Raw genomic sequence first — 17,313 nt, forward strand, 5'->3', positions numbered from 1 at the left:
AGAACGGTAGGGGTGGCGGGGGCTCGTGCCCAGTCGGCGTGCGCCCTGGGACGGGCCCAGGGCCCTAGCGGCCGGGGGCGTCCCGCAGCAGGCAGGTGAGCCGGGCGGTGCAGACGCGTCGGCCTTCCTCGTCGCTGATCACGATCTCGTACGTCGCGGTGGACCGCCCGCGGTGCACCGGTGTGGCCACTCCGGTCACCAGCCCCGAGCGCGCTCCGCGGTGGTGTGTGCAGTTCAGGTCCACGCCGACCGCGATCTTGGAGCTTCCGGCGTGCAGCATGGAGCCGACGGAGCCCAGGGTCTCGGCGAGCACGGCCGAGGCGCCTCCGTGCAGCAGCCCGTACGGCTGGGTGTTGCCCTCGACGGGCATGGTCCCGACCACGCGGTCCGCCGAGGCCTCGACGATCTGCACGCCCATGCGGGTGCCCAGGTGGCCGGCCGAGAACATCGCGACGAGGTCGACGCCGAGCGCCGCGTACTCGTCGATGACCTCTTGGGGAAACGTGGCGTGCTGCTGCTCACCCATGGGGCGGGCTCCGTTCGTCCTGGTCGCTACGACTGCCTGCGCTGAGCAAACGCTCAGTCGGTTGCCGATTGTTCCAGACGGACGACGACGGACTTGCTGGCCGGGGTGTTGCTGGTGTCGGCGGTGGCGTCCAGCGGCACCAGGACGTTGGTCTCGGGGTAGTAGGCGGCCGCGCATCCCCGGGCGGTCGGGTAGTGCACGACCCGGAATCCCGGGGCCCGCCGCTCCACGCCGTCCCTCCACTCGCTGACGAGGTCGACGTAGGACCCGTCGGCGAGCCGGAGCCGGTCGGCGTCCTCGGGGTTGACCAGGACGACCCGGCGGCCGTTCCTGATGCCCCGGTAGCGGTCGTCGAGGCCGTAGATCGTGGTGTTGTACTGGTCGTGCGAGCGCAGTGTCTGCAGCAGCAGCCGGCCCTCGGGCAGTTCGGGGTACTCGACGGGCGCGGCGGTGAAGTTGGCCTTGCCGGTGGCGGTGGGGAAGCGGCGCTCGTCGCGCGGGGCGTGCGGCAGGGTGAAGCCGCCGGGGCGGGCCACGCGCGCGTTGAAGTCCTCGAAGCCGGGGATCACGCGGGCGATGCGGTCGCGGATGGTGGCGTAGTCCTTCTCGAACTCCTCCCACGGCACCCGGCTCTTCTCGCCGAGCACCCGGCGGGCCAGGCGGCACACGATGGCGGGCTCGGACAGCAGTTGTCCGCTCGCGGGCTCCAGGCGGCCGCGGGACGCGTGCACCATCCCCATGGAGTCCTCCACGGTCACGAACTGCTCGCCACTGCCCTGCAGGTCCCGCTCGGTGCGGCCCAGGGTGGGCAGGATCAGGGCACGCGCGCCCGTGACCGCGTGCGAGCGGTTGAGCTTGGTCGACACGTGCACGGTGAGCCGGGCGCGCCGCATGGCGGCCTCGGTGACGTCGGTGTCGGGGGAGGCGGAGACGAAGTTGCCGCCCATGGCGAAGAACACCTTGGCCTCGCCGTCGCGCAGGGCGCGGATGGCGCGCACGACGTCGAAGCCGTGCTCGCGCGGCGGGGCGAAGCCGAACTCCTTCTCCAGGGCGTCCAGGAAGGCGGGTGCGGGGCGCTCGAAGATGCCCATGGTGCGGTCGCCCTGGACGTTGGAGTGGCCGCGGACCGGGCAGACGCCGGCGCCGGGGCGGCCGATGTTGCCGCGCAGCAGGAGGAAGTTGACGACCTCGCGGATGGTTGGCACGGAGTGCTTGTGCTGGGTGAGGCCCATGGCCCAGCAGACGATGGTCCGCTCGGAGGCGAGGACCATGGAGAGGGCTTCCTCGATCTCCTCGCGGGACAGGCCGGTCGCGGTGAGCGTCTCGTCCCAGTCGGCGGCTCGGGCCGCCTCGGCGAACTCCTCGTAGCCGTGGGTGTGTTCGCGGACGAAGGCTTCGTCGACGGCCCCTTGCGTCTCCAGGATCAGTTTGTTGAGGAGGCGGAACAGGGCCTGGTCGCCGCCGATGCGGATCTGGAGGAAGAGGTCGGTGAGCGCGGCGCCCTTGACCATGCCCTGGGGGGTCTGCGGGTTCTTGAAGCGCTCCAGGCCGGCCTCGGGCAGCGGGTTGACGCTGATGATCCGCGCGCCGTTCGCCTTGGCCTTCTCCAGGGCGGAGAGCATGCGGGGGTGGTTGGTGCCCGGGTTCTGGCCGGCGACGATGATCAGGTCGGCCTGGTAGAGGTCGTCGAGCAGGACGCTGCCCTTGCCGATGCCGATGGTCTCGCTGAGCGCCGAACCGGACGACTCGTGGCACATGTTGGAGCAGTCCGGCAGGTTGTTCGTGCCGAGCTCGCGGGCGAAGAGCTGGTAGAGGAACGCGGCCTCGTTGCTGGTGCGGCCCGAGGTGTAGAAGACGGCCTCGTCGGGGGAGCCGAGGGCCGCGATCTCCTCGGCGATGATGTCGAAGGCGCGCTCCCAAGTCACCGGTTCGTAGTGGGTGCCGCCCTCGGGGACGTACATGGGGTGGGTCAGCCGCCCCTGCTGGCCGAGCCAGTAGCCGCTCCTGGTCGCGAGGTCGGCGACGGGGTGCGCGGCGAAGAACTCGGGGGTGATCCGGCGCAGGGTGGCTTCCTCGGCGACCGCCTTCGCGCCGTTCTCGCAGAACTCCGCCGCGTGCCGGTGCTCGGGCTCGGGCCAGGCGCAGCCGGGGCAGTCGAAGCCGTCCTTCTGGTTGACGCGCAGCAGTGTGAGCGCGGTGCGCTTGACGCCCATCTGCTGCTGGGCGATCCGCAGGGTGTGGCCGATGGCCGGGAGGCCGGCCGCCGCGTGCTTCGGTTCGGTGACCTGCGGAGCGTCCTGAACCGGATCACCCTTGGGCGGCTTCGTGGCCATCGGACTCTCTCCTTCGCACACACCTGTGAGGTAGGTCTCCGATCCTCGCACGCGCCGGTGACAACGGGGTTTGCCGGGCCCGCGGGAAGCGGCGGCAGAGCTTGCCCCTTCGGTGCCGCCGGCGGCGAGCGGGGCTGAGTGTCAGTGGGGCGTGGCAGGATCGGGGGCGTGGCAGAGACAGCAGCGAAGAAGACCGACAACAGCCCCGGCGGCAGCCGCCCGCGTCTGATGCTCATGGACGGGCACTCGCTGGCCTATCGCGCGTTCTTCGCGCTGCCCGCGGAGAACTTCACCACCGCGACCGGCCAGCCGACGAACGCGATCTACGGCTTCGCGTCGATGCTGGCCAACACCCTGCGCGACGAGGCCCCCACCCACTTCGCGGTGGCCTTCGACGTGTCCCGCAAGACGTGGCGCTCCGAGGAGTTCACGGAGTACAAGGCCAACCGCTCCAAGACCCCGGACGAGTTCAAGGGCCAGGTCGAGCTGATCGGCGAGCTCCTCGACGCGATGCACGTCTCGCGCTTCGCGATCGACGGCTTCGAGGCCGACGACGTCATCGCCACGCTCGCCACGCAGGCCGAGGCCGAGGGCTTCGACGTGCTGATCGTCACCGGCGACCGCGACTCCTTCCAGCTGGTCAGCGAGCGCACCACCGTGCTGTACCCGACGAAGGGCGTCTCGGAGCTGACCCGGTTCACCCCGGAGAAGGTCTTCGAGAAGTACGGCCTGACGCCCGCCCAGTACCCCGACTTCGCGGCCCTGCGCGGCGACCCGTCCGACAACCTTCCCGGCATTCCCGGCGTCGGCGAGAAGACCGCCGCGAAGTGGATCAACCAGTTCGGTTCGTTCGCGGAGCTGGTCGAGCGCGTCGACGAGGTCAAGGGCAAGGCCGGGCAGAACCTCCGCGACCACCTGGAGGCCGTCAAGCTCAACCGCCGCCTCACCGAGATGGTGCGCACGGTGGAGCTGCCGAAGTCGGTCACCGACCTGGAGCGGCTGCCGTACGACCGCAAGACGCTCGCGATGATCCTCGACACCCTGGAGATCAGGAACCCCTCCCTGCGGGAGCGGCTCCTGGCCGTCGACCCGGGTGCCGAGGAGGCCGAGGGGACTCCGGTCGTCGCGCCGGGCGTGGAGCTGGACGGGACGGTGCTCGGCACCGGCGAGCTGGCCGGCTGGCTCGCCGAGCACGGCGCACAGCAGCCCCTGGGCCTGGCCACCGTCGACACCTGGGCACTCGGTACCGGCTCGGTCGCCGAGGTCGCGCTCGCCGCGTCCGGCGGGGCCGCCGCCTGGTTCGACCCGTCCGAGCTGGACGAGGCCGACGAGAGTGCCTGGGTGGCCTGGCTCGCCGACGCCGGCCGGCCCAAGGTGCTCCACAACGCCAAGGGCGCCATGCGGGTCTTCGCCGAGCACGGCTGGAGCGTCGCCGGCGTCACCATGGACACCGCGCTCGCCGCGTACCTCGTCAAGCCGGGGCGCCGGTCCTTCGACCTGGACGCGCTGTCCCTCGAGTACCTGGGCCGGGAGCTGGCGCCCGCCGCCGCGGCCGACGGGCAGCTCGCCTTCGGCGCGGACGACGGGGCCGAGGCGGAGGCGCTGATGATCCAGGCGCGGGCCGTGCTCGATCTGGGCGTGGCGTTCGAGGGCCGCCTGGAGGAGGTCGGGTCCGCGGATCTGCTGCGGGACATGGAGCTGCCCACCTCCGCCCTGCTGGCCCGCATGGAGCGGCACGGCATCGCGGCCGACCGGGCACACCTGGAGGCCATGGAGCAGATGTTCGCCGGGGCGGTCCAGCAGGCCGTGAAGGAGGCGCACGCGGCGGCCGGGCACGAGTTCAACCTCGGCTCGCCCAAGCAGCTCCAGGAAGTCCTCTTCGGCGAGCTGGGCCTGCCGAAGACGAAGAAGACGAAGACCGGCTACACCACGGACGCCGACGCGCTGGCGTGGCTGGCGACGCAGACGGACAACGAACTGCCGGTGATCATGCTCCGGCACCGTGAGCAGGCCAAGCTGCGGGTGACCGTCGAGGGGCTGATCAAGACGATCGCCGCGGACGGCCGTATCCACACGACGTTCAACCAGACGGTGGCGGCGACGGGCCGGCTGTCGTCGACGGACCCGAACCTCCAGAACATCCCGGTCCGTACGGACGAGGGGCGGGCGATCCGGCGCGGGTTCGTGGTGGGGGACGGCTTCGAGTCCCTCATGACCGCGGACTACAGCCAGATCGAACTGCGGGTGATGGCCCACCTCTCCGAGGACGAGGGGCTCATCGAGGCGTTCACCTCGGGGGAGGACCTGCACACGACCGCCGCGTCGCAGGTGTTCGCCGTGGAGCCCGGTGCGGTCGACGCGGAGATGCGGCGGAAGATCAAGGCGATGTCGTACGGGCTGGCGTACGGGTTGTCCGCGTTCGGGCTCTCGCAGCAGCTGAACATCGAGGCGGGGGAGGCGCGGGCCCTCATGGACGCGTACTTCGAGCGGTTCGGCGGGGTGCGGGACTATCTGCGGCGCGCGGTCGACGAGGCGCGGGCCACGGGGTACACGGCGACGCTCTTCGGGCGCCGGCGGTATCTGCCCGACCTCAACAGCGACAACCGTCTGCGGCGCGAGGCGGCCGAGCGGATGGCTCTCAACGCGCCGATCCAGGGGACGGCGGCGGACATCGTCAAGATCGCGATGCTCAAGGTGGACGGCGCGCTGCGGGATGCCGGTCTCGCGTCCCGCATGCTGCTCCAGGTCCACGACGAAATCGTGCTGGAGATCGCGCCGGGGGAGCGGGAGGCCGCGGAGGAGATCGTCCGACGGGAGATGTCCGACGCGGTACGTCTGAGCGTGCCGCTGGGGGTTTCGGTGGGCTCCGGTGCGGACTGGGAGTCCGCAGCGCACTAGCCTCCGGCGGTTGGACGGGGTCGGGGTCGGGGTCGGGTTCGGCTGCGGGTTCGGTGGGGGCGGGCGTTGTGCGCAGTTCCCCGCGCCCCTGAATGCCTGCGGCGGCCTGTTCCGGTCCGGTGGGGGTTTGGGTAGCGCATGGAGTTCGGTGGTGGGGGGCGAGCGGTTCCGTCCTGACGCAGGTGACTGCACCCCCCTAGGGGCGCGGGGAACTGCGCGACCAGCCACAACGCACCCGCACTCGCCCGACATCCTGACCCGGCAGCCCCCTAGGCGCCCCGCCCAGGCCCAGCGCAGCGGCACCGCGGGGACGCGACCAGCCACAACGCACCCGCACCCGCACTCGCCCGACAACCTGACCCGGCACCCCCCTAGGCGCCCCGCCCGAGCCCAGCGCAGCGGCACCGCGGGGAACTGCGCGACCAGCCACAACGCACCCGCACTCGCCCGACATCCTGACCCGGCAGCCCCCTAGGTGCCCCGCCCGAGCCCAGCGCAGCGGCACCGCGGGGAACTGCGCGACCAGCCACAACGCACCCGCACTCGCCCGACAACCTGACCCGGCACCCCCCTAGGCGCCCCGCCCGAGCCCAGCGCAGCGTTCGTCACTCGCGTGGCCCCCGCAACCGCGCCCCCGCCCCGACCCCCGGCCAGGATGCCGTCATGGGTATACGCATGCTTCACCGCCGGGCGGGTCCCGGACGGACGCAGGCACAGGCGCACGCCGACAGGGCCCCGTCCGGGCGACGATCCCCGGTTCCGGCCCACGCGACCGCCGCGAGCACCGCCCGCATTCCCTTCGACCTGGTGACGCTCCTGCGCCGGACGCGAGGCAGGGTCCGCCTCACCACCCTGCGTCACGCCGCCACAGAACTGCGGCACCGCGTCGACCGCCGAGAGCGGGACGCCGCGCTGTGGGCCGAGCTGGCCCTCAGTTATCTCGCTCTCGCCCTCACCCTGCTGCCCCGGTCCCGTCCGATGCCCCCCATGACGGTGTTCATCGCGGCCGTGGACGCCGTCAGCGAGCGAGCGGGAGACCGGCCTCTTCCCGGGCGTCGGACGCCCGGGCCGGGCGCCACAGCCTGACCCCCGCGGCGTAGAGCACTATTCCGAGCACCAGGCCGGCGCCCGCGCCGAAGCAGAGGGTCGGGATCAGTTCCCAGGGCTTCGCGGTGGAGCCCCAGTACGCCCACCACCGCGAGGCCCGCCGCAGCGCGCCCACCGTCACGCATCCGCCGATCACGGCCACGGCCCACCACCTGTCCCGCACCGACAGCACGGGGACACCGGGTGTCTCGGTCACCCAGGGCGCCCGGCGCAGCGCGTGCACGCAGAACGCGGCGATCCCCACCGCGGCCAGCGCCGAACCGCCGTACTGCAGATACCAGTACAGAGGGGACCCGGCCAGCTCCCGGCCGAGGACCGGGAACAGCCGCATCCCCCAGCGGTCGTGATGCGTGAACGCGTCCCACACGACATGGGTCAGGGCCCCCAGTGCGGCGGAGACGTACCACCGTGCGACCAGACCCGTACTCACGCGCGCGCGTGGCACCCCGCAGCGCAGCAGTGTCGCCACGCTGCCCTGTCGCCTTCGGGGCAGCAGAGCCACCAGCGGCTCCCGCAGGAGCAGCCACAGGCCCACCAGTGCCCAGGCGACGAGCACATCGATCGTGAAGACGCCCGGGAAGGAGTGTGTGACGGAGCCGAACTCCATCGCTCCCGGCACGACACTTGCCGCGTAATAGGTCATGTCGGGCGAGAAGGATCCGGCCACGAGCACGGCCGGGACCAGTCGGCCCCGGCCCGTTCCGTCGGTGCGCACCGCGGGCAGTACCGCCGCCGCATGGCTCAGGGTGAACGGCAACGGGGCTCCTCGCGGCGGCTGTTGGGCGGGCGGTCGCCCGGGTGGTCGGTCCCGTCCAGTATGAGCGACGCGGACCCGCACCGATCGAACATGGCCAACCGGTGAATACCGGGCACGAACCGGTGTCCGCGAAAAGGAAGTTGTCGTAGGGTCACACGGGTCACCGTGCTGGGGAGCCCGGCCGAACGTGCGAATCAGGAATTGCCGTGCGTCACAGGGGCAACCTCCAGGGTGGCTCGACTGTCTCAACCGGACGAGAGCGACAGACGGACAAGGGCGCTCGGGCGTCCACAGGAGGGGTTCACTTTATGGCGGCGCAATTCGGCAGGAGGCTGCGCAAGGGAGCGGTGACCACCGCCGTGGCCGCGGCCGCGGTCGCGGCACTGTCCGCCTCCCAGGCCCCGGGGGCCACCGTCGACGACAACGGCAGATCGACCGCCGCCGACGCCCAGCCCTCTCCGGACGCGGCCACCGGTGACGGCGGTGCCACCGGCAACTCGCCGTACTACACGGACCTGCCGCCGCTGAACACCCCGAGCCCCGCGCCGACCGACGGCACCGCCCCGACCCTCTCTCCGGTGGAGTCCGAGGCGGGCATACCCGCGACCGTCCTCGACGCCTACAAGAGGGCCGCGGCCGAACTCCAGGAGTCCAAGCCCGGCTGCAACCTGCCCTGGCAACTCCTCGCCGCCATCGGGCAGGTCGAGTCGGGCCAGGCCCGCGGCGGCCGCGTCGACGCCGACGGCACCACGACCTCCAAGATCCTCGGCCCGCAGCTCGACGGCAACGGCTTCGCGCTCATCAAGGACACCGACAACGGTGCCTACGACGGTGACAGCGCCTACGACTCGGCTGTCGGGCCCATGCAGTTCATCCCGTCCACCTGGGCGTGGGCCGGCCGTGACGGCAACGGCGACGGCGTGAAGGACCCGAACAACGTCTACGACGCCGCTCTCGCCGCCGGTCACTACCTGTGCCGCAACGGCTGGGACCTGTCGACCGACGGTGACCTCAACAAGGCGATCCTCAGCTACAACAAGTCGCAGGCCTACCTGAACACCGTCCGGTCGTGGCTGGAGTACTACCGCAAGGGCACCTACGAGGTCCCCGACGGCACCGGCACGATCCCGGACAGCCGCAGCAGCGGCAACGGCGGCAGCGGGGGTTCGTACTCCTCGCCGTCGTCGCCCTCGACGCCGCACCCGTCGAAGCCGAGCACGCCCGGCTCGCCGAGCCCGACCCCGCCGTCGACCACCCCGCCGTCCACGACCCCGCCCCCGCCGGGGAACCCCACCACTCCGCCCCCGACGACCCCGGTCACCCCCACCCAGTCCGTGGACCACCTGGAGGACTCGGGCACCGCGAAGCTCACCGCCATGGCGGGCGACGCGTTCGCCGAGCAGATCAGCACCAAGGCGGAGAACGCCGCCGGCAACGGCGTCGCCAAGGTCCGGATCCGCTTCACGATCGTCGGTGACACCGACGCCACCTTCACCGGCGGCGAGAAGGTCGCCACCGCGCTGACGAGCAGCTCCGGCGTGGCCACCGCGCCCGCGCTACAGGCGGGCGAGACCACCGGCACCTTCACGGTCCGCGCCGCCCTCATCGGCCGTACCGTCACCGGCCCGGACTACCCGGCCACCGTCACCCAGCGCGTCGCCGACACCCTCGTGCGCACCGCCGACACCGCCCTCACCTGCGTCCCCGGCGGCCAGTTCGCCGACGCGGTCCAGGTCAAGGCCACCTACAAGGACGCCGTCGCCGACAAGGTCGCCGCCACCGCCACCCTGATCAAGTCGGCCGACGACGCGACCGAGAACGACAAGGGTCCCTACTTCAAGGACGCCGACGGCAAGACCGTTCGCACCCTGACGGCCCTCACCACGGACGCCAACGGCCTGCTGAAGCTGCCGCAGCTCTACGCCGACGACACCACCGGCACCTTCGTGCTCCGCATCACCACCGCGGGCGGCGCCACGCTCGACGTGACGCTGACCGTGGCGGCGGCCACGGAGACCTCCGCGAGCCCCTCGCCGAGCCCCGGCGCCAGTTCGTAGGGCGCGAGACCCACACCCCGGAGGGCGTCTTCTCCGCTACGGCGGACAAGGCGCCCTCCGTGCGTGTACGAGCTGTTCTCATCTCGCCCGGGCGTTGCTACGGTGCCGGACCTGACGATGTATCAGTTCCCGCCCGCCGGGAGGCAGACATGCGCGCCCTGATCGCCGCCGTGACCGGCCTCGCCCTCGCGTTCGCGCTGGTCCTCACGATCACCGCGCTGGGCACGCCTGCCGGCGGGACATCCCCCAAGCCGCTGCTGACCACGGTGCCCGCACACCCGTAACCATCCGCCGGGAGGCCGAGATGCGCCGCAAGACCAGCCTGGTCCTGCTCGCCCTCGCCGTGTTCTTCGCGGCGCTGTCCCCGCTGCTGCGCTGGTACGCCTTCCCGCGCCTCGCCAAGGTCCCCGCGAACCAGTACCAGGACATGGTCCTGGAGGCCAAGGACGCGACCCTCATCGACTACAACGACGGAATGAAGGCGAAGAAGGTCCCCAAGGTCACCATCGTGCAGACCCTCAAGGGCAACGTGGAGGCCTCGGAGAAGATCGAGAAGACGGCCGGGAAGGACGTCGTCGTCTGGGACGGCCTGTCCTACGTCGTCGGGCCCGACGGCAAGATGGTCTCCAAGGTCCCCGAGCGCTACATCTTCGACGCCCACACCCAGGACCCCGTCCACGCCACCGGCGAGTCGGTCGACGGCGACCCCGTCAAGCGCGAGGGCATCGAGTTCAAGTGGCCCTTCCTCACCGAGAAACGGGACTACCAGTACTTCGACGCCCAGGCCCGCACCACGGCCCCCATCCACTACAAGGGCACCCAGAACTTCCGCGGCGTCGACGTCTACTACTTCGAGCAGACCATCCCCTGGACCAAGGTGCCCTTCCCCAAGACCATGCCGGTCCAGGGCATCACCCCCCAGTCCCTCGCCAAGACCGGCACCACGCGCTGGTACACCACGGTCCGCAAGTTCTGGGTGGAACCCCTCACCGGCGCTCCCGTCTACGGCGAGGAACTCCACAAGGAGGAACTGCGCGGCGGCACCCTGCTCGGCGGCCGCGACAAGGTGACGGTCTTCGCCGGCGACGTGAAGATGCGCGAGGACTACATCAGGCACACGGTCGACCTGGTCAAGTCGAACCGCACCCTCGTCCTCCTCATGACCTCGTACCTGCCGTGGGGCTTCCTGCTCCTGGGCGTCCTGCTGCTGGCGTTCGCGCTGCTGCTCGAAGCCCGCGGCCGCCGCCCGGCCCCCGCCAAGGTCGACGAACCCGAACCGGTCACCGCCTGAGCCGCGCGCTGGTGTACCGGGTCGGCTCGGCGCCCGCCGGGTCCTCCGGCCACGGATGCTTCGGATACCGGCCGCGCAGCTCCGCCCGTACGCCCTTGTAGCCGTCCTTCCAGAAGGAGGCGAGGTCGGCGGTGACCGCGGCGGGGCGCCCGGCGGGGGACAGGAGATGGACCAGAAGCGGCACCCCCGCGATCCGGGGCGACTCCTGCAGCCCGAACATCTCCTGCAACTTCACCGCCAGGACGGGTTGTTCGGGCGTGCCGTAGTCGATCCGGATTCTGGACCCGCTCGGTACGGCGATCCGTTCGGGCGCCAGCTCGTCGAGGCGCGTGGCCTCGCCGGAGGCCCAGGGCAGGAGCCTATGCAGCGCCTGTCCGGCGTCGATGCGCGCCAGGTCGGCCCGTCGGCGGGCGCGGCTCAGCTCGGGCTCCAGCCATTCGTCCACGCGCGCGTGGAGCGCGTCAGCGGAGACGTCGGGCCACGGGTCGCCGAGGTGATGGCGCAAAAACGCCAGCCGCTGCCGCAGGACGTCCGCGTCTGGCGTCCACCGCAGCAGCCGTAGCCCTTCCTGGCGGAGCCCGTCGAGGAGGGCTCCGCGTACGAGGGCGGGGTCCGCGTCCCTCAGTGGCCGTACCGCGAGCTCGATCGCGCCGAGCCGCTCCACCCGGCGTGCCACGACGTCCCCGTCCGCCCAGTGCACCTCCTGGCGCTCGGAGTACAGGGACGCGGCGGCCGTCCGGGCCGTGTCCTCGTCGATCACGGCGGCGAGCCGCACACGCGCGTGCCCCTTTCCCAGGGGCCGGTCCGCCACGGCCACCGCGATCCAGGGCGAGCCCCGGAGCGGGGAGCCGTCGGCGAGTTCGGCGCGGGTGCCGGAGGCCATGAGGTAGGAGCCCGAGTCGGCCCTGGCGACCCGCTCGGGGAAGGCGAGCGCGGCGACGAGACCCTCGCCGCCGGTGTCCGCCCCGGTGAACCGCGTGGAGGCGGACCGCAGCCGCCGTACCTCCGCCCGCCACCGTCCCGCGTAGGCGTCGCCGCCCCGCCGAGCGGTCCGCACGGCGACCGCCAGGTCGTCGCCGTACTCCCTGGGCGGCTCCTCCGACAGCAGTGCGACCGCCTCGGCGCCCGCGCCGGAGGTGTCCAGCAGCGCCCGTCCCAGCCGGGGATGCAGGCCCAGGCGGGTCAGCCGCGCCCCCCGCTCGGTCGCCCGGCCGTCCGCGTCCACGGCTCCCACGGCCGTCAGCACGTCCCGCGCGGCCGCCATCGCCCCGCCCGGCGGCGGATCCAGCAGGGCGAGCCCGGACGCGTCCGGATCGCCCCAGCAGGCCACCTGCAGGGCGAACGCCGTCAGGTCGGCGACCTTGATCTCCGGCGACGGGAAACGCGGCAGCCGGGCGTCCTCGGCCTCCGCCCAGCACCGGTACACCGCACCCGGCGCCTCTCGTCCGGCCCGCCCCGCCCGCTGCCGCCCGGCAGCCTGTGAGGCCCGCACGGTCGCGAGCGCGCTCAACCCGCGCGCGTGGTCGACACGCGGCTCCCGCGCGAGCCCCGAGTCGACGACCACCCGCACCCCGGGCACGGTCAGGGACGACTCGGCCACGGCGGTCGCCAGCACCACCCGGCGCCGCTCCCCGCCCGCCAGCACCGCGTCCTGTACGGCCGCCGGCGCCCGCCCGTGCACCTGGAGCACCTCCACGTCACCGAGACCGCCCAGCTGCCCGGCCACGCGCGCGATCTCGCCCACGCCCGGCAGGAAGCACAGCACATCCCCCGCCCGCTCCGAGAGCGCCCGCCGTACCACCGACGCCACGTGCGTGAGCAGCGCCGGATCGACCCGCATGCCGTGCGGCGGGCGTACGGGACGTGCCGGCGGCGCCCACACGACCTCCACCGGATGCGCGACACCCGCCGCCTCGACCACGGGCGCGTCGCCCAGCAACCGCGCCCACCCCTGCGCGTCGGTCGTCGCGGACGCGGCCACCAGCCGCAGCTCCGGCCGCAGGGCCTGCCGTACGTCCCACAGGAAGGCCGCCGTGGTGTCCGCGTCCAGGTGCCGCTCGTGGCACTCGTCGAGCACCACCACGTCGACACCCGTCAGCTCCTGGTCGCGCTGGAGCCGCTGGAGCAGCACACCCGTCGTGACGACCTCCACGCGCGCGTGCGGCCCGACCACCCGCTCGCCGCGCACGGTGTAGCCGACGCTCTCGCCGACCTTCTCGCCCAGCAGCCACGCCATCCGCCGGGCGGCCGCGCGGGCGGCGATACGGCGGGGTTCGGCGACGACGACCTTCCGCGCGGGCGCGCCGGAGTCCAGCAGACCCGCGAGGACCAGCGGGACGAGGGTCGTCTTGCCGGTGCCGGGCGGGGCGACGAGGACGGCCGTGCCGTGTCCTTCCAGGGCGTCGCCCAGCGCCGGCAGGGCGCCGCGTACGGGAAGGGAGTCCAGGGCGTCGTAACGGATCACGTCCCCAGTGTCGTACGACTGCCGGAGTGCCTCAGTCGCGCTCGCACACGAAGATCGCGGTCCCGGGGATCAGGTTCCCGCGCAACGGGGACCAGCCGCCCCACTCCGAGGTGTTCCAGACCGGCCACTCCGGCTCCACGAGGTCGACCAGGCGGAAGCCGCCGGCCACCACGTCACGGACCCGGTCGCCGATCGTGCGGTGGTGCTCGACGTAGACCGCGCGGCCCTCCTCGTCCTGTTCGACGTAGGGCGTGCGGTCGAAGTAGGAGGCGGAGACGGACAGGCCCTCGGGGCCGGGCTCGTCCGGGAAGGCCCAGCGGATGGGGTGGGTCACCGAGAAGACGAAGCGGCCGCCCGGGCGCAGGACGCGGCGCACCTCCTTCAGGACCAGAACCGGGTCGGCGACGAACGGCAGCGCGCCGTACGCCGAGCACGCCAGGTCGAAGGAGCCGTCCGCGAAGGGCAGCGCGCCGGCGTCGGCGCACACCAGGGGGAAGGACGTACCGATGCGCAGGGCGTGCTGGAGCTGGCGGTGGGAGATGTCGAGGGCGACCGGGCGAGCACCCTGCTCGGCCAGCCAGCGCGCGCACTGGGCGGCGCCGGCGCCGATCTCCAGGACGTCCCTGCCCTTGAGGTCCTCGGGCGGGCCCAGCAGCTCGGCCTCCACCTCGTCGAGGCCCTCGGGGCCCCACACGAAACGGTCGTCGCCGAGGAACGTGCCGTGCTCGACTTGATAGTCGTCGGCGTTGCGGTCCCACCAGCCCCGGTTGGCCCGGACACTCTCGGTGATGTCCGCGTCGCGGCGGGTGGCCTGCGACTCGGCGTCCGGGCCGGACTCCTGCAGGTGTGATGCGGGCTCTTGGATGATCGGCTCCCTCGTATTAGTCTGCGGCTCTTCCGGCCGACCCGTCGTGACGGCCGTCATAAATGGGGCGCCGTCACGCGTGCGTGGCCTCGTGAGACAGGTTTTGTGCCGGGTATGCGGCGATCCGCCCCGGGTGTGCGCCTTCGCGCATTGACCCTGCCTGGCTGCCCCCGTATGCTACAAGTTGCGCTGCGGGCCTGCGCTCCTCAGACGTAGCAGGCTGCGCTCGCATCTGTTGTATGTCCCCTCGGTTTTCGAGGCGCCACCGGATTTTCCAAAGTGGCGCTTCCTTGGCTGTCCGGCTTCTTCAGAGCGACACGGGCTCCCGGCGTAGCAGTACCTACGACTCTCTGTCCGTACCGGAGCCCTTTCCCACATGACGAGCAGCACCGAGACCACCGCCACCACCCCGCAGGTTGCGGTCAACGACATCGGTGACGAGGAAGCATTCCTCGCCGCTATCGACGAGACGATCAAGTACTTCAACGATGGTGACATCGTCGACGGCGTCATCGTCAAGGTTGACCGGGACGAAGTTCTCCTCGACATCGGTTACAAGACCGAAGGTGTCATCCCGAGCCGTGAGCTCTCGATCAAGCACGACGTCGACCCCAATGAGGTCGTCGCCGTCGGTGACGAGATCGAAGCCCTTGTTCTCCAGAAGGAGGACAAGGAAGGCCGCCTGATCCTCTCGAAGAAGCGCGCCCAGTACGAGCGCGCCTGGGGCACCATCGAGAAGATCAAGGAAGAGGACGGCATCGTCACCGGTACCGTCATCGAGGTCGTCAAGGGTGGTCTCATCCTCGACATCGGCCTCCGTGGCTTCCTGCCGGCGTCCCTCGTCGAGATGCGCCGCGTTCGCGACCTCCAGCCTTACGTGGGCAAGGAGCTCGAGGCCAAGATCATCGAGCTGGACAAGAACCGCAACAACGTGGTCCTGTCCCGCCGTGCCTGGCTCGAGCAGACCCAGTCCGAGGTTCGCCAGACGTTCCTCACGACCCTGCAGAAGGGCCAGGTCCGCTCCGGCGTCGTCTCCTCGATCGTCAACTTCGGTGCGTTCGTGGACCTCGGTGGCGTCGACGGTCTGGTTCACGTCTCCGAGCTCTCCTGGAAGCACATCGACCATCCCTCCGAGGTTGTCGAGGTCGGCCAGGAAGTCACCGTCGAGGTTCTCGACGTCGACATGGACCGCGAGCGTGTCTCCCTGTCGCTGAAGGCGACCCAGGAAGACCCGTGGCAGCAGTTCGCCCGCACCCACCAGATCGGCCAGGTCGTGCCCGGCAAGGTCACGAAGCTGGTTCCGTTCGGTGCGTTCGTCCGCGTGGACGAGGGCATCGAGGGTCTGGTCCACATCTCCGAGCTGGCCGAGCGCCACGTGGAGATCCCGGAGCAGGTCGTCCAGGTCAACGACGAGATCTTCGTCAAGGTCATCGACATCGACCTCGAGCGCCGTCGCATCAGCCTCTCGCTGAAGCAGGCCAACGAGGCCTTTGGTTCGGACCCGGCGTCGGTCGAGTTCGACCCGACCCTGTACGGCATGGCCGCGTCGTACGACGACCAGGGCAACTACATCTACCCCGAGGGCTTCGACCCCGAGACCAACGACTGGCTCGAGGGCTACGAGACCCAGCGCGAGGCGTGGGAGCACCAGTACGCCGAGGCGCAGACCCGCTTCGAGCAGCACCAGCAGCAGGTCATCAAGTCCCGCGAGGCCGACGCCGCTGCTGCGGCCGAGGGCGGGGACGCCGCGGGTGCGGTTCCGGCCGCCGGTGGCGGTGGCGGTGGCGGTTCGTACTCCTCCGAGGGTGCGGACACCTCCGGCGCGCTGGCTTCGGACGAGGCGCTCGCCGCGCTCCGCGAGAAGCTGGCGGGTGGGCAGAGCTGAACGCCCACTGAGCAGTAGCTCTTGACTGAGGGGCCGTACCTTTCGGGGTACGGTCCCTCAGTGTTTGTCCGACGGCCTGTCATGAAAAGGGCGTAAGAGATGGCCTGATCAAGCGCTCGGGTGGGAATGCCGCTGTTCCAGGGCGCGTTGAAGCGTATGAACACGAGGAGGAGCGGTCACAGTGCTTGATCCGCAGGGTTTGTACGCATGGGAGCCCAAGGGCCTCGCCGTCGTAGACATGGCGCTCGCCCAGGAGTCGGCCGGCTTGGTCATGCTCTACCACTTCGACGGATACATCGACGCGGGCGAGACCGGCGACCAGATCGTGGACCGGCTGCTCGACACGCTGCCGAACCAGGTCGTGGCCCGGTTCGACCACGATCGGCTCGTCGACTACCGCGCCCGCCGTCCGCTGCTCACCTTCAAGCGCGACCGCTGGACGGACTACGAGGAGCCCACGATCGACGTGCGGCTCGTCCAGGACGCCACCGGAGCGCCCTTCCTGCTGCTGTCGGGCCCGGAGCCGGACGTGGAGTGGGAGCGCTTCGCCGCGGCCGTCCAGCAGATCGTGGAACGGCTCGGCGTCCGGCTGTCGGTGAACTTCCACGGCATCCCCATGGGCGTCCCGCACACCCGCCCCGTGGGCCTCACCCCGCACGGCAACCGTCACGACCTCGTCCCCGGCCACCGCAGCCCCTTCGAGGAGGCCCAGGTGCCCGGCAGCGCCGAGGCCCTGGTCGAGTACCGGCTCATGGAGGCCGGCCACGACGTCCTGGGCGTCGCGGCGCACGTCCCGCACTACATCGCGCGGTCGACCTACCCGGACGCGGCCCTGACCGTCCTGGAGGCCATCACGGCCGCCACCGGCATGGTCCTGCCCGGCATCGCCCACGCCCTGCGCACCGACGCCCACCGCACCCAGACCGAGATCGAGCGCCAGATCCAGGAGGGCGACGAGGACCTCGTGGCCCTCGTCCAGGGCCTGGAGCACCAGTACGACGCGGCGGCCGGCGCGGAGACCAGGGGCAACATGCTCGCCGAGCCCGTGGACATTCCGTCGGCGGACGAGATCGGGCTCGAGTTCGAGCGCTTCCTGGCGGAACGCGAAGGCGACAACTGACGCGCGGGGA

Annotated in this window: 12 protein-coding genes; 7 read left to right on the top strand and 5 right to left on the bottom strand. The window is 71.4% G+C overall.

The window, feature by feature from the left end; genetic code table 11:
* Nucleotides 1–64 precede the first annotated feature (64 nt).
* A complete protein-coding gene (locus tag ACIRP7_RS13365) occupies nt 65–526 on the bottom strand; it encodes a hotdog fold thioesterase (protein ID WP_352382721.1) in 462 nt (153 codons plus the stop codon).
* A 53-nt stretch (nt 527–579) separates the two neighbouring features.
* Complete coding sequence (locus ACIRP7_RS13370) at nt 580–2,859, bottom strand: FdhF/YdeP family oxidoreductase (RefSeq protein ID WP_403657517.1); 2,280 nt, start codon at nt 2,857–2,859, stop codon at nt 580–582.
* 168 nt (nt 2,860–3,027) lie between these two features.
* Between ACIRP7_RS13370 and polA the strand changes: the two genes are divergently transcribed.
* Both polA and ACIRP7_RS13380 read left to right on the top strand, forming a co-directional pair.
* A complete protein-coding gene (gene polA / locus ACIRP7_RS13375; RefSeq protein WP_403657520.1) occupies nt 3,028–5,757 on the top strand; it encodes a DNA polymerase I in 2,730 nt (909 codons plus the stop codon).
* A 663-nt stretch (nt 5,758–6,420) separates the two neighbouring features.
* Complete coding sequence (locus ACIRP7_RS13380) at nt 6,421–6,843, top strand: hypothetical protein (RefSeq protein WP_403657523.1); 423 nt, start codon at nt 6,421–6,423, stop codon at nt 6,841–6,843.
* Here ACIRP7_RS13380 and ACIRP7_RS13385 read toward each other — a convergent pair.
* Nucleotides 6,776–7,621 carry a DUF4184 family protein gene (locus ACIRP7_RS13385; RefSeq protein ID WP_403657526.1) on the bottom strand — a complete coding sequence of 282 codons (846 nt, stop codon included), beginning with the start codon at nt 7,619–7,621 and terminating at the stop codon, nt 6,776–6,778. The two genes, ACIRP7_RS13380 and ACIRP7_RS13385, sit on opposite strands and share 68 nt — an antisense overlap.
* 308 nt (nt 7,622–7,929) lie before the next feature.
* Between ACIRP7_RS13385 and ACIRP7_RS13390 the strand changes: the two genes are divergently transcribed.
* From ACIRP7_RS13390 to ACIRP7_RS13400, 3 genes are all read left to right on the top strand, one after another.
* The gene (locus ACIRP7_RS13390; RefSeq protein ID WP_403657529.1) at nt 7,930–9,678 is read left to right on the top strand and encodes a lytic transglycosylase domain-containing protein; all 1,749 of its coding nucleotides are present in this window, start codon (nt 7,930–7,932) and stop codon (nt 9,676–9,678) included.
* A 149-nt stretch (nt 9,679–9,827) separates the two neighbouring features.
* Nucleotides 9,828–9,962, top strand: a complete 135-nt coding sequence (locus tag ACIRP7_RS13395; protein WP_352382709.1) for an SPW_0924 family protein — start codon at nt 9,828–9,830, stop codon at nt 9,960–9,962.
* A 20-nt stretch (nt 9,963–9,982) separates the two neighbouring features.
* Nucleotides 9,983–10,969 (top strand): DUF3068 domain-containing protein, encoded by a 987-nt coding sequence (locus ACIRP7_RS13400; protein WP_403657532.1) that lies wholly within the window; start codon nt 9,983–9,985, stop codon nt 10,967–10,969.
* Here ACIRP7_RS13400 and hrpB read toward each other — a convergent pair.
* On the bottom strand, nt 10,959–13,433 hold the full coding sequence (hrpB, locus tag ACIRP7_RS13405; protein ID WP_403657535.1) for an ATP-dependent helicase HrpB: 2,475 nt from the start codon (nt 13,431–13,433) through the stop codon (nt 10,959–10,961). The genes ACIRP7_RS13400 and hrpB overlap by 11 nt on opposite strands.
* A gap of 31 nt (nt 13,434–13,464) precedes the next feature.
* On the bottom strand, nt 13,465–14,358 hold the full coding sequence (locus tag ACIRP7_RS13410) for a class I SAM-dependent methyltransferase (protein WP_403657538.1): 894 nt from the start codon (nt 14,356–14,358) through the stop codon (nt 13,465–13,467).
* Between the two features lie 316 nt (nt 14,359–14,674).
* On the opposite strand from ACIRP7_RS13410, the gene rpsA reads away from it, so the two are divergent.
* Both rpsA and ACIRP7_RS13420 read left to right on the top strand, forming a co-directional pair.
* Nucleotides 14,675–16,183 (top strand): 30S ribosomal protein S1, encoded by a 1,509-nt coding sequence (gene rpsA / locus ACIRP7_RS13415; RefSeq protein WP_403657541.1) that lies wholly within the window; start codon nt 14,675–14,677, stop codon nt 16,181–16,183.
* Nucleotides 16,184–16,364: 181 nt separating this feature from the next.
* Nucleotides 16,365–17,303 carry a PAC2 family protein gene (locus ACIRP7_RS13420; protein ID WP_352382700.1) on the top strand — a complete coding sequence of 313 codons (939 nt, stop codon included), beginning with the start codon at nt 16,365–16,367 and terminating at the stop codon, nt 17,301–17,303.
* Nucleotides 17,304–17,313: the final 10 nt, after the last annotated feature.

The organism is Streptomyces sp. NPDC102270, assembly GCF_044766405.1.
Classification (GTDB): Bacteria; Actinomycetota; Actinomycetes; order Streptomycetales; family Streptomycetaceae; genus Streptomyces.